This is a genomic window from Paenibacillus sp. D9 (assembly GCF_001188365.1).
Lineage (GTDB): Bacteria > Bacillota > Bacilli > Paenibacillales > Paenibacillaceae > Paenibacillus_O > Paenibacillus_O humicus.
The window spans coordinates 4,062,908-4,075,073 of sequence record NZ_JZEJ01000001.1; the positions used below are offsets into that span (position 1 = coordinate 4,062,908).

The 12,166-nt window shown below is 62.0% G+C and carries 13 protein-coding genes; all 13 read left to right on the forward strand.

Going from position 1 to position 12,166, the window contains the following annotated elements; genetic code table 11:
• Positions 1–603 (forward strand): hypothetical protein (locus VE23_RS18280; protein WP_198156189.1); only part of this gene is annotated, 603 nt, incomplete at its 5' end.
• Positions 604–761: 158 nt separating this feature from the next.
• Positions 762–2,786 (forward strand): elongation factor G, encoded by a 2,025-nt coding sequence (locus VE23_RS18285; protein WP_049868737.1) that lies wholly within the window; start codon positions 762–764, stop codon positions 2,784–2,786.
• Positions 2,787–3,106: 320 nt separating this feature from the next.
• Positions 3,107–3,310 carry a cold-shock protein gene (locus tag VE23_RS18290; RefSeq protein ID WP_048744382.1) on the forward strand — a complete coding sequence of 68 codons (204 nt, stop codon included), beginning with the start codon at positions 3,107–3,109 and terminating at the stop codon, positions 3,308–3,310.
• Positions 3,311–3,378: 68 nt separating this feature from the next.
• Complete coding sequence (locus VE23_RS18295; RefSeq protein ID WP_048744384.1) at positions 3,379–3,624, forward strand: cold-shock protein; 246 nt, start codon at positions 3,379–3,381, stop codon at positions 3,622–3,624.
• An 89-nt stretch (positions 3,625–3,713) separates the two neighbouring features.
• Positions 3,714–4,199 (forward strand): GNAT family N-acetyltransferase, encoded by a 486-nt coding sequence (locus tag VE23_RS18300; protein ID WP_048744386.1) that lies wholly within the window; start codon positions 3,714–3,716, stop codon positions 4,197–4,199.
• A gap of 206 nt (positions 4,200–4,405) precedes the next feature.
• Positions 4,406–5,284: a LysR family transcriptional regulator gene (locus VE23_RS18305; protein WP_049868738.1), complete on the forward strand. Its 879-nt coding sequence runs from the start codon at positions 4,406–4,408 to the stop codon at positions 5,282–5,284.
• 386 nt (positions 5,285–5,670) lie between these two features.
• Entirely contained in the window at positions 5,671–6,177 is a 507-nt protein-coding gene (locus VE23_RS18310) for a GNAT family N-acetyltransferase (protein ID WP_049868739.1), read from the forward strand.
• Between the two features lie 126 nt (positions 6,178–6,303).
• Positions 6,304–7,155 carry a transporter substrate-binding domain-containing protein gene (locus tag VE23_RS18315; protein WP_021881451.1) on the forward strand — a complete coding sequence of 284 codons (852 nt, stop codon included), beginning with the start codon at positions 6,304–6,306 and terminating at the stop codon, positions 7,153–7,155.
• Positions 7,156–7,183: 28 nt separating this feature from the next.
• Positions 7,184–7,963 carry an amino acid ABC transporter permease gene (locus VE23_RS18320; protein WP_049868740.1) on the forward strand — a complete coding sequence of 260 codons (780 nt, stop codon included), beginning with the start codon at positions 7,184–7,186 and terminating at the stop codon, positions 7,961–7,963.
• Positions 7,960–8,670 (forward strand): amino acid ABC transporter permease, encoded by a 711-nt coding sequence (locus tag VE23_RS18325; RefSeq protein ID WP_021881453.1) that lies wholly within the window; start codon positions 7,960–7,962, stop codon positions 8,668–8,670. The genes VE23_RS18320 and VE23_RS18325 overlap by 4 nt, the downstream gene beginning before the upstream one ends.
• Positions 8,667–9,419 (forward strand): amino acid ABC transporter ATP-binding protein, encoded by a 753-nt coding sequence (locus VE23_RS18330; protein WP_048744393.1) that lies wholly within the window; start codon positions 8,667–8,669, stop codon positions 9,417–9,419. Before VE23_RS18325 ends, VE23_RS18330 begins: the two co-directional genes overlap by 4 nt.
• A gap of 282 nt (positions 9,420–9,701) precedes the next feature.
• The gene (locus VE23_RS18335; protein WP_049868741.1) at positions 9,702–10,763 is read left to right on the forward strand and encodes an LLM class flavin-dependent oxidoreductase; all 1,062 of its coding nucleotides are present in this window, start codon (positions 9,702–9,704) and stop codon (positions 10,761–10,763) included.
• Positions 10,764–10,854: 91 nt separating this feature from the next.
• Complete coding sequence (locus tag VE23_RS18340) at positions 10,855–12,045, forward strand: amidohydrolase (protein WP_049869793.1); 1,191 nt, start codon at positions 10,855–10,857, stop codon at positions 12,043–12,045.
• Positions 12,046–12,166: the final 121 nt, after the last annotated feature.

The following is a 12,166-nucleotide window of genomic DNA, read 5'->3' on the forward strand; positions in this document are numbered from 1 at the left end:
GGAAAAAAGCCGGTCGAGCAGTTCGATACCGCCCATGAGCAGAAGCAGCATATGATCATCGTGAGCAAGGACCTGTCTTACTTCAACCACATCCATCCGGAGTACAAGGGCGGAGGCGTCTTTGAAATCGCAACGGAATTTCCGGCCGGCGGAGAGTACAAGCTGATCGCCGACTTCGTGCCGGCGGGCGGCAGCGCGATGAGCAGGATGCAGTGGGTGTCGATAGGCGGAGCTGCGGATAAGGTCAAGCCGATTGAGCCGGACGGCGACCTGACCAAGGTCGTGGACGGCAAGGAGATCGCCCTCTCGATCGACGGCCTGGCCGCCGGAGAGGAAGCCATGCTGACGTATACGATTGCGGACGCCCGGACCGAAAAGCCGGTCACGGACCTTCAGCCATACCTCGGCGCGGTCGGCCATGTCGTCATCCTGACCGCGGACGCGGAGAGCTACCTGCATGTGCATCCGATGGACGAGAAGGCATCCGGGCCGGAAGCCCGGTTCATGACGACGTTCCCGAAGAGCGGGATCTACAAAATATGGGGCCAGTTCAAGCGCGGCGGCGAAGTGTTCACCGTGCCGTTCATCATCAAGGTTCCTTGACGCAAGAGAACAAGATGGCCGAAACCAACGAAAAGCCCGGATTCCGCATGTGGAATCCGGGCTTTTTGCATGAATGGGCGGATCCTCTGGCCTTCCGGACTCTATTATCATGTATAATAGGCGGATACATACTGCCTGACAGGGGGACTTTGCTTCCTATGCCATCTTCCGCCCGAGCCCCGATCCGCAACGTAGGCATCTTCGCCCACGTCGATGCGGGCAAAACGACGACAACGGAACACATCTTATATGAAAGCGGACGGATCCGCGCTCTCGGAAGCGTGGATGCGGGCACCGCGCAGACCGATTCGCTCGACGTGGAGCGGGAGCGGGGAATCTCGGTGCGCGCGGCGGCGACGCGATTCGTCCATCGGGGCGTGCAGGTCAACCTCGTCGACACTCCGGGCCATGTGGATTTCCTCTCGGAGGTGGAGCGCTCGCTGCGCGTCATGGACGGCGCCGTGCTGGTCGTATCCGCGGTGGAAGGCGTGCAGCCGCAGACCGAAGTCATCTGGCAGGCTCTGCGCAGCCTGCAGATTCCGACCGTGTTCTTCATCAATAAGCTGGACCGCATCGGAGCCGATCCGCTGGAGGCTCTTGCGGGCATCCGCAGGCTGCTGACCGCCGGAGCAGTGCCTGTCCAGGCTCCGCATGGGCTGGAGGAGCATTTTACGGGGAGCCCCGGTCTGCTGCCTGATCTCGACGGCCATGCAGCTAGCGGAGCGGACGCCTTGTCCGACGATCAGCGGCCGTATTTGGAGCTGCTGACGGAAACGGTCGCCGAGAGCCGCGAGGACCTGCTCGAACGCTATCTGGAGCAGGGCGGGCTCGATGCCGCGGAGCTTGCCGACCGGCTTGCAGCCGGCGCCGCCGGGGCGGAGCTGTTCCCCGTGCTGTTCGGCGCGGCGAGCCGCGGCATCGGCATCGCCGCCCTTATGGACGCCATCGTCAGATGGCTCCCCGAGGCCGGCGGAGACAGCGGCGCACCGGTATCCGGCCTCGTGTTCAAGCTGGAGAAGGATCCCGCCATGGGCCGCATCGCTTACGTGCGCCTCTACGGCGGCACGCTCCGCAACCGGGATTCCGTCTACAACAAGACCCAGGACATCCAGGAGAAGATTACCCAGATTCGGATCGTCGACATGCGGAGGTCCGAAGACGCCGGCATTCTGGAGGCGGGCGACGTGGCGGCGGTGTACGGCCTCAGCCGGGCGCGCATCGGAGATATTCTGGGCACGGACGCGGACGTTCCGGGGAGCCTGCGGATGGCCGTGCCGCTGCTGACGGTGCAGGCGCGATGGAAGAACGAGGCCGACTATCCGAAGGTCGTGGCCGCTTTCCAGGAGCTGGCCGACGAGGACCCGCTGCTCGATCTCCAGTGGATTCCGGAGGATCGGGAGCTGCATCTGAAGGTCATGGGTCCGATTCAGATCGAAGTGCTGGCTTCCGTCGCCAAAAGCCGGTTCGGGCTCGATGTCTCCTTCGACCCGCCATCCGTCATCTACAAGGAGACGCCGGCGGCAGCCGGAGAAGGCTTTGTCGCTTATACGATGCCCAAGCCGTGCTGGGCGATTCTCCGGTTCCGCATCGAGCCGGCCCCGCGCGGCAGCGGCTTGCAGTATCGTTCCCTGGCCAAGCCGGAGCGGCTGCTCGGCAGCTATCAGAACGAGGTGGAGCGGCGCGTTCCCGAGGCGCTCCAGCAAGGGCTGCACGGCTGGGAAGTCACCGACCTCAACGTGACGCTGCTGGAAGGGGAGCATCATGTGTGGCATACGCATCCTCTGGACTTCGTGGTCGCCACACCCATGGGGATCATGGACGGCCTTGCCAATGTCGGGACCAAGCTGCTGGAGCCGCTGCTGAGCTTCCGCTTGTCCGTGCCGGAGGAGTTCGGCGGCAAGCTGATGAACGAGCTCATCGCGATGCGAGGGGAGTTCGAGCCGCCTGTGCTGAGCGGCGAGCGCATGGAGCTGGAAGGCTTGCTGCCGGTCGCCACCTCCCTGGACTTCCCGGCCCGGCTCGGGTCGCTGACCAAAGGCCGCGGCACGCTGTCGGCCTCCTTCTCGGGATACCGGGAGGCGCCGGCCGAGGTTCAGGCGGAGCGCAAGCGCCGCGGCGTGAATCCGCTGGATCAGTCCCGCTACATCCTCGCCGTTCGCAATGCGCTGTCGCAGCAGGGCTGACGGCTGCAGCCCGCTGTCGCGGACCGGAACGGAGAAGGCGGTTTCGGCAGGCGGCAGGGCGAGGCCGCCTGCTTTGCCGAAGCCTGAACGCGCGATAGCCGGAAAGAAGCGCGCAGGAAAGCCGGCCCAAGCCGATTTCTTCATTTTCCGCAAATTTACAAATCAAAGCTTTGCTATCTGCGATTAGGTGTGTTATACTTAACAAATCGTATATGAGACGTTAAGGGTCACGTATTTGAAGGGGCCGCTTTCGCTGCCTTTTCCGATGGGTGATCTTTTTAAGATCATACATGCAAATAAACATTTTGGAGGTAACACAAATGCAAACAGGTACAGTTAAATGGTTCAACGCAGAAAAAGGTTTCGGTTTCATCGAAGTTGAGGGCGGCGAAGACGTATTCGTACACTTCAGCGCTATCACTGGCGAAGGCTTCAAAACTCTTGACGAAGGCCAACGCGTTGAATTCAACGTTGTTCAAGGCCAACGCGGCCTGCAAGCTGCAGACGTAGTAAAAGTATACTAATCATCGCCAGCGCCCTGCTAGATGCAGGGCCTTTTTGTTAGATTCATAGAGGAGGAGGTAGTGTTTCCATGTACTATTCCCGAAAGAAGACGCAAGAAGAACTGCCCACCGAGATGACCCCCGTCTGGACTTGTTCCAAAGACGGCTGCAATGGATGGATGCGGAAGGATTACGCTTTCGAGCAAGAGCCGGTCTGCTCCATCTGTTCTTCTCCGATGACCTCGGGCATGCGAGACCTACCCGTCCTTATGGAATCGACCAGCGCCCTGCAGGCGGCCAAGAAAAAAGCGGCTGCCAGCCAGCAGGAAACGTAGGGATTCGGCAGCGATGCCGCAAGGAGGAGACCCGATATCCGTCGGGTCTTTTTTTGCGTGGAGGAGACTGCCGCTTTGGAGGGACGGTCATGGACTTTCGTTTGGCGGAAAAGAAGGATTATGCGGCGGTGGCCGCATTGAACAAGCAAGTATTCGACTTTCATGCGGATGCCAGACCGGACCTGCATCGCAAGGTGGAAGGCCAGTTCACCCGGGCCGTCTACGAAGGATGGCTCAACGACGGGGCGATAGACGTCATGGTGCTGGCAGCCGACGGCGGGAGCCTGCTCGGATATGCCGCCCTCGAGTGGCAGGAGGCGCCGGACAGACCGGTGTTCCAGCCGAGGAAGACGGTGTTCGTCCGGGATCTGGTCGTGAACGAGGAACATCGCGGACTCGGACTCGGCTCCAGGCTGATGGAGCAGGTCATCCTCTACGCCCGCGCCAAGGGCGCCGATGCGGTCGATCTCAACGTCTTCGAGTGCAACCCTTCGGCTATCCGCTTCTATGAACGGCAGGGGTTCCGGACCAAGACCCGGATCATGGAGTTCATTCTGGACGAGCAGGAGAAGTGAATGAAGGTGCGGCAGCTTCCAGGATTTTTTTCGGAGGCTGTCTTTTTTTGCTTTCCTTGCTTCTTGCAATGGGCAACAGGCGGGCGGCGGGCATTGAACAAGCGATCCGAATCCACGATTGACACTGATCCCCATCTGGGATTACGATACCAGATAACTAATTCCAACTAAGCGCAGCGGAATATAAGAAAAAAGGGGCCGGTCAGATGAACATCGAGAACATCGAGGCGTTTGTTTATGTCCATCACTACGGCAGCTTCAACAAGGCTGCCGAAGCCTTGTACTTGTCGCAGCCTTCGGTGACGGCCCGCATCCAGACGCTTGAACGCGAGCTGGACAGCCGTCTCTTCGACCGCCAAGCGAAGCAGATCGCGCTGACCGATAAGGGGAAGCAGTTCCTTCCTTACGCGCAGCAGATTCTCCAGACGTTCCGCAAGGGCAAGCTCCATATCCAGCAGAGACGGGCGATGCCGGGAGAGCTGCGGATCGGGAGCACGGTGTCCGTGTCGAATTATTTGATTCCCGACTTGCTGCCGCTCCTGCAGGAACGGTTCCCCCGGCTGACGTTCAAGCTGACGACGGGCACATCCGACGAGCTGGCGGCCAAGCTGCTGGACAAGGAGCTGGATCTCGCCTTTGTCCGCAGGCTTGCCCATCCCTCCCTCCAATCCATTCCCCTATACGAGGATCCCATCAAGCTGTACGTGCATGAAGACCATCCCTTCGCCGGCAGAGGCATCATTCCGATCGAGGAGATCGGCTCGCAGAAGCTGATCTTCTTTGAATGCGGCTCGCTGGACTGGCAGCGGGTCCATCGCGTCTTCGAGAGCCTGGAGCATCCCCCCGACATCGTTTTCCAAGCCGATAATTCCGAGACGGCCAAAAAACTGGTCATGCACCGTGCCGGCATCTGTTTCCTGCCGGGCATCTGCGTTCGCCGCGAAGTCGGCGAAGGCCGCCTGATTCCCGTTGAAGTCAAGGAAATCGCAGGCATCTCCCTCCATACAAGCCTCATCGCCCCAGCCGGAGAGAACATCGAGATCGTGGAAACGATCCGAGGGTTCCGTCCGCTGCTGGAGCTGTAGCCCCGCGCGTTAATGGAGCTGGAGCTGTAGCCCCGCCCGTTGCCGGCGCCGGAGCAAAAAGCCGGCTCAGCCGTGCGTTCCACGCCCGCAGCAATAGCCGGCTTCAGCCCTCTCCAGCCTTGCATTCCTTGCGCCGCAAAATTCATGCGTTCCATCAACCGCACCCATTGGTCCGCAGCCTGGGCCACAGCATTCGTCCGCTCCTTGCTCCGGGTGCCGAGGCCTGTCCTTCAGCAAGTCAGCATCGTCTTCGGCACTTTCTATCGACGAATAGATCTTCTCTATTAGCCGTCGCCGGCAGGCGATGGTACAGTGGAACAAACACAATCCTTACTAAATGCATGGGAATTATCAATTATTAATGTGCCGGGCAGGAGGAGAAGTCCATGGGGGAAATATTCCGCAAAGCCGTCAAGCGGGACGCCGAGCGTCTCCAGGAGGTCGTTTACGGAGCTTATGCGCAGATTCGCGAGCTCGAGCTCCGCTGGCCTGCCGCGCATGCGGATGTGGAGCTGATCGAGGCCAACATCGAGGCCAATGACTGTTACGTGCTGGAGCTCGACGGAGTGATCGCCGCGACGATCACGCTGAACAGAGAGCCTTTGCCGGAATCGTTCGGGAGGCTTCCGTTCCTGAAATGGTTCGCGGCGGCTCCTGAATTCCAGGGTACGGGGCTGGGAGGCAGACTGCTGGATTGGGTGGAAAATCAGGTCATACGCGATGGGCTGCACGAGCCGGCCGTGACGCTGGCGACCGCCGAAAAGCACCCGTGGCTGCTCTCCATGTACGAGCGCAGAGGCTACAAGCGGTTTCAGGCGTTCGATTCCGGCAACGGCGACGGCACGATGCATCTGCTCCGCAAGGAAGTCGGGTCCGCCTTCGAGCCTGTCTGAGCTGCACGCAGATCGTCGCTGGATGACAGACGTGGAGACCGGCTGTTTCAGCTTGATTCGCCTTCAAGCCGATATGCCCGAAGCCATTTTGATTTTGATTTCGATTGTCGATAAGGGGGATTTTTCATGAAAAAGAAAACGGCCGGCGTATCCGCCGCCATCCTGCTGACGCTGCTGCTGGCGGCATGCGGAGCCAAAGAAAACGGTGAGGAGGGGGTCAAGGCCGCTTCCGCAGGCCAGGAGACTTCCGCGCCGGTGAAGAAGATCATCGTCGGCACGGGAACGCAGTTCCCGAAAGTATGCTTTATCGATGAAAACGGCAAGCTGACCGGCTTCGACGTGGAGCTGGTGCGCGAGATCGACAAGCGGCTGCCCCAGTATGAGTTCGAGTTCCAGACGATGGAGTTCAAGAGCATCCTGCTGAGCCTGGACGCGAAGAAAATCGATTTTGCCGCCCATGAATTCGAGAAGAATCCGGAGCGGGAAGAAAAATATCTGTTCAATAAGGTGCCTTACGCCCACTGGCGTAACAAGATCATCGTCGCCAAGGACAACAACGACCCCATCGAGTCGCTCGACGACCTGAAGGGCAAGAAGTTCATTACCGGCGCGACAAGCGCGGAAGCCCAGATCCTGCTCAACTACAACAAGGAGCATGGCGACGCGCTCAAGATCGTCTACTCCAGCGGAGCGGCCAACGATACCGTGAGCCAGATCACGACGGGCCGCGTGGACGCGGCTGTCGGAGCGGACTTCTCCCTGTCGCTCATCGATCCGCAGCGCAAGCTCAAGACGGTGGGCAAACCGCTCAGCGAAGCCGATATCCTGTTCGTCTTCCGCAAGGGCGAGCCCGAGTCGCAGAAGCTGTCCGACGACATCGACAAGGCGCTGGAGGAAGTGAAGGCCGACGGAACGCTGGCCAAGCTCAGCGAGCAATGGCTCGGAGGCGACTTTACGGAGGACAGCGCGAGCAAGTAAGCCATCGCGCGGAGAGGAGGGGATGGGAATGGGCGGCTTGCCGTTTGAATTCTCCTACGTGCTGAAATTTATTCCGAAGCTGGCATCGACGCTGAACGTGACTCTGCTCATCGTGGGCGGCTCGCTTCTGACGGGCCTGCTGGCGGGCCTGCTCGCCGCGCTGCCCCGCCTGTACCGCATTCCGGTGCTGGAGCAGCTGTCCAAGGCGTATGCCTCGTTCTTCCGGGGGACGCCGATTCTCATCCAGCTGTTCCTCTTCTATTATGGGCTGCCGGAGGTGCTGAAGTGGATCGGCATCGACGTCTCTAAAACGCCTGTGCTCGTCTTCGTCATCCTGACCTACGGCCTCCATACCGGGGCTTACGTCTCGGAGACGATCCGGGCTTCCATCCTGGCGGTGGACCGGGGGCAGGTGGAGGCGGCGTACTCGATCGGCATGCGGGGCCATCAGGCGTTCGCGAGAATCGTGGCGCCGCAGGCGCTAGCGATCGCCGTGCCGGTGTTTTCCAATATGATTCTGGCGCTGCTCAAGGACACGTCGCTCGCCTTCACGCTCGGCGTCATGGAAATGACCGGCAAGGCGCAGACGCTCGCTTCGCTGACGCAGCATTTCTTCGAGGCGTATCTGGCGCTGGCCTTCGTTTATTTCGTCCTTGCTTTCGTGCTGGAAAAGCTGCTGCTGCACGGCGAGAAGAGGCTGCTCCGGCATGAGCGCGGCTCCGAAGCGGCCGCAAGCAAATTCCGCCTGCGGAGGCGGGTCTCGCTCAGGCAGCTGGCGGCGGAGCTGAAGGGAGGCACGCCCTCATGAACCTGGATCCCTCCTTTATCTGGACCGCTTTTCTCGAGCTGCTGCCGGCTGTGCCGACAACGCTCATCCTGACGCTCGTATCCGTCGTCTGCGGACTGTCGGCAGGAACCGCGCTCGCTCTGCTCCGCTATTTTCGCGTTCCCGTTCTGGGCCGGCTGGCGGCCGGCTATGTGACGGTCATTCGCGGCACGCCGATGCTCACGCATCTGCTGCTCATCTACGCGGGGCTGCCGCTTCTGATCGACGGGCTGTCGCAGCAGTACGGCTGGGGATGGAATTCGGCCCAAATTCCGATGATCGGCTTCGCGTTCCTGTCCTTCTCGGTGACCGCTTCCGCTTACGGCTCGGAGGTGATCCGCTCCGGCCTCCTGTCCGTGAACCGCGGCCAGCTGGAAGCGGCGCTGTCGGTAGGCATGACGACGGCGCAGGCGCTGCGGCGGATCGTGTTCCCGCAGGCGCTGGCGGCAAGCGTGCCGAACTTGTCCAACTTCGTCATCGGCATGATGCATGCCTCGACGCTCGCGTTTGTCGTGTCGGTCGTCGACATCAATGCGCAAGCGGAAATCGTCGCCTCGACGAACTGGAAGTTCTTCGAAGCCTTCCTCGCGGCGGCGGCCATCTTCTGGGGGCTGACCATCGTGCTGGAGAGGATATCCGCGCTGGTCGAGCGGCGGATCAATCTGTACAACCGGGGAGGCGTCGCATGATCAAGCTGAAGGGAATCAAGCTGTCGTTCGGCCGGCATGAGGTGCTGAAGGGCATCGACCTGCAGGTGGAAAAGGGCGAGGTGGTCGCGATACTGGGGCCGAGCGGCTCGGGCAAGACGACGCTGCTCCGCTGCCTGAACTATCTCGAGAAACCGGGCGAGGGCAGCATCCATATCGCCGGCTTCTCGACCGACTTCCGATCGATCAGCCGCAAGGATATTCACGAGCTGCGCCGGAAGACAGCGATGGTATTCCAGCAATACAACCTGTTCCGGCATAAGACCGCGCTGGAGAACGTAATGGAAGGGCTGCTGGTCGCCCGCAAGCTTCCGAAGGCGGAAGCCCGCGAGCGCAGCATCCGGCTGCTGGAGAAGGTCGGGCTCGGCGAGAAGCTGGACGCCTACCCGAGCCAGCTGTCCGGAGGCCAGCAGCAGCGGGTCGGCATCGCCCGGGCGCTGGCGCTGGAGCCGGAGGTCATCCTGTTCGACGAGCCGACCTCGGCGCTCGATCCCGAGCTCGTCGGGGAGGTGCTGGCGGTCATCCGGCGCATCGCCAGGGAAGGCATCACGATGATCGTCGTGACGCATGAGATGGGTTTCGCCCAGGACGTGGCGAACCATGTCGTGTTCATGGACGGCGGCGTCATCGTCGAGGAAGGACCTCCGGTGGAGCTGTTCCGCAATCCGAAGGAAGAGCGCACGCGCCAGTTCCTGAAGCGGATCACGCCGGAGGCCAGCTATACGATTTAGCCGTGCAGATCTGAGGCGTGGGCATGCAAGGCGGGGAACTGGAACGAGAGAACAAAATAGAAAGCAAGATAGAGAGCAAGAAGAGGGTCTGAGAGCAAGAAAAAGCAAGCAGAAAGCAAGGCAGAGAAAACAAAGAGTTAGAGAAAAGGGCAGAAAGCAAGGAAAAGACCAAGGCAGAGAGCAAAGCAGAGAGCAAGGCAGAAAGCAAGGAAAAAAGCAAAGCAGAGAGCAAGGCAGAGAGCAAGGCAGAGAGCAAGCAAGAGAGAGTAGGGAGGGAGCAGCATGTCCTTTGCGGTAAGCGTTTTGGATCAGAGTCCAATCTATCCCGGCGATACGCCGGAGCAAGCGCTGGCCCGTACAATCCGGCTCGCGCAGAAGGCGGAGCAGCTCGGCTTCCGCCGGTTCTGGGTATCCGAGCACCATGACACCGAGCATTTGGCGGGCTCCTCGCCCGAGGTGCTGATCTCGCATCTGCTGGCCCGGACGGAGTCGATCCGGATCGGATCGGGCGGCATCATGATTCAGCATTACAGCCCGTACAAGGTGGCGGAGAGCTTCCACGTCCTGGCCGCGCTGGCCCCGGGCCGCGTCGATCTTGGAGTAGGCAGGGCGCCCGGCGGCCTGCCGCGCAGCACGCAGGCGCTGCAAAAGCATGCCGCGGCGGAGCAGCCGACGCTGACGGAGAAGATCGAGGAGCTGGCGGCTTATGTCGGGGGAACCCCGCTGCCCGAGGATCATGCCCAGGCGGGGCTGAGGGCGACTCCCGTCCCGGCCGTCGCGCCGAAGGTATACGTGCTCGGCGCTACCGTTGCGAGCGCCCGCTCTGCGGCGCTGCTCGGCTTGCCGTACGTCTTCTCGCTCTTCATCGGGGCCGATGAAGAGGCGGCCGTACAGGCTTTGCGGGAGTATAGAGAGAATTTCGACGCTTCCGGCGGCGGCGTCCCGGAGGGCTTGCTCGCTGTAGCCGCCATCGCGGCAGAGACGGATGAGGAGGCGCTGGCGCAGCTGCCGTCGCAGAAGGTGGTCAAGGTGCATCTGGCGAGCGGGAAGACAGTAACTCTGGGTACGCTGGAGCAGGCCGAGGAGTACGGCCGCACTTCCGGCGAGTCCTACCGGATCGAGGAAAAGGAGCCCGTCATTGTTGCGGGATCCAAGGAGACGGTGCGGACCAGGCTGGAGACGCTGCGGGCTGCGGCGGGCATCGAGGAGTTCATCGTGACGACGAACGTGCCGGACTTCGGCAAGCGGATCCGCTCGTACGAGCTGCTGGCCGAGCTCGCTGCGGAAGCTGCCGTCCAGGAGACGGAGGCAGACAGCGAAGCGGCTGTCGGCAGGCTTGCCTGAGCAGTTCAGCAGTCAGCCTGTCGGGATAGTTGGGAAGGAAGAGGCCGGCAGTCCGATCAGGCTCAGATCCAGGGGAGGAGGGGCAATTGTGATTCAAACTGCTTCCGACAAGCTCAAGGACAGGGCGGCAGAGCTGGGGGAAGAGCTGGTGGCAATCCGCAGGGAGCTCCACCGGCACCCCGAGCTGTCGCATGAGGAGGTCGAGACGACCCGCCGCATCCGGGGATGGCTGCAGGCCGCAGGCATCCGGATCGCGGACGAATATCCGCTGCGCACCGGTCTCGTCGCGGAGATCGGCGGTCTGCGGGAGGGGCCGGTCGTGGCTGTGCGGGCGGATATCGATGCGCTGCCGATCCAGGAGGAGACGGGATTGCCGTACGCTTCCGAGCATCCGGGCAAAATGCATGCCTGCGGCCATGACTTCCATACGGCGGCAGCGATCGGGGCGGCGCTTCTGCTCAAGGAGCGGGAAGCGGACCTTCCCGGTACGGTCCGCCTGCTGTTCCAGCCGGCGGAGGAGAAGGCGACAGGCGCCGGCAAGGTCATCGCGAGCGGAGCGCTGAGTAATGTATCCGCCGTGGTGGGGCTGCACAACAAGCCCGATCTGCCCGTCGGCACCGTCGGCATCAAGAACGGTCCGCTCATGGCGGCGGCCGACGGCTTCGTCGTCGAGGTGGCGGGCCGCGGCTCCCATGCGGCCGTGCCCGAGGCCGGGATCGATCCCATCGTAGCCGCTGCGCATATCGTGACGGCGCTGCAGACGGTCGCCAGCCGCAATGTAGGAGCGCTGCAGAGCGCCGTCGTCAGCGTGACGAAGCTGCACAGCGGAACGTCGTGGAACATCATTCCCGACAAGGCGGTGCTCGACGGCACGGTCCGCACCTTCGACGAGGAGGTGCGGGAGCGGGTGCTGCGCCGGTTCCGGGAAGTGGCGGAGGGCGTGGCGTCGGCGCTCGGAGCCGAGGCGTCGGTCCGGTGGGTCGAGGGGCCGCCTCCGGTGAACAACGATGCGGAGCTGGCAAAGCTGGCGGAAGCGTCGGCCCAGGCTTTGGGGCTGGCGGCGATCGAGCCGAGTCCATCTCCGGCCGGCGAGGATTTCGCCTTTTACCAGAAGGAAGTGCCCGGCTTGTTCGCCTTCTTCGGCACCTCCGGACCGCAGGAATGGCATCATCCCGCCTTCGATCTCGATGAGCGCGCGCTGCCTCTGGCGGCGGCCTTCCTCGCAGAGCTGGCGGAGCGGGTGCTGCGGCACAAAGGTCAGGAGCAGAAGGGGCGGGAATAGGGTCATGAGCAGCAGCAGGCGGAGGCAGGAAGCCAGCCGTCGCTTGTCATATAGGCAAGAGCCGAAAGCGCGCACAGACGCCGAGGCGGCAGCCCCGGGGCAGCAGGAGCGCTCGGCTGCG

Coding starts and splice junctions, on each gene's coding strand:
- VE23_RS18305 (WP_049868738.1), top strand. CDS start 4,406: ATGAACATCGAGAACATCGAGGCGTTTGTTTATGTCCATCACTACGGC.
- VE23_RS18320 (WP_049868740.1), top strand. CDS start 7,184: ATGGGCGGCTTGCCGTTTGAATTCTCCTACGTGCTGAAATTTATTCCG.
- VE23_RS18325 (WP_021881453.1), top strand. CDS start 7,960: ATGAACCTGGATCCCTCCTTTATCTGGACCGCTTTTCTCGAGCTGCTG.
- VE23_RS18315 (WP_021881451.1), top strand. CDS start 6,304: ATGAAAAAGAAAACGGCCGGCGTATCCGCCGCCATCCTGCTGACGCTG.
- VE23_RS18310 (WP_049868739.1), top strand. CDS start 5,671: ATGGGGGAAATATTCCGCAAAGCCGTCAAGCGGGACGCCGAGCGTCTC.
- VE23_RS18330 (WP_048744393.1), top strand. CDS start 8,667: ATGATCAAGCTGAAGGGAATCAAGCTGTCGTTCGGCCGGCATGAGGTG.
- VE23_RS18285 (WP_049868737.1), top strand. CDS start 762: ATGCCATCTTCCGCCCGAGCCCCGATCCGCAACGTAGGCATCTTCGCC.
- VE23_RS18290 (WP_048744382.1), top strand. CDS start 3,107: ATGCAAACAGGTACAGTTAAATGGTTCAACGCAGAAAAAGGTTTCGGT.
- VE23_RS18295 (WP_048744384.1), top strand. CDS start 3,379: ATGTACTATTCCCGAAAGAAGACGCAAGAAGAACTGCCCACCGAGATG.
- VE23_RS18300 (WP_048744386.1), top strand. CDS start 3,714: ATGGACTTTCGTTTGGCGGAAAAGAAGGATTATGCGGCGGTGGCCGCA.
- VE23_RS18335 (WP_049868741.1), top strand. CDS start 9,702: ATGTCCTTTGCGGTAAGCGTTTTGGATCAGAGTCCAATCTATCCCGGC.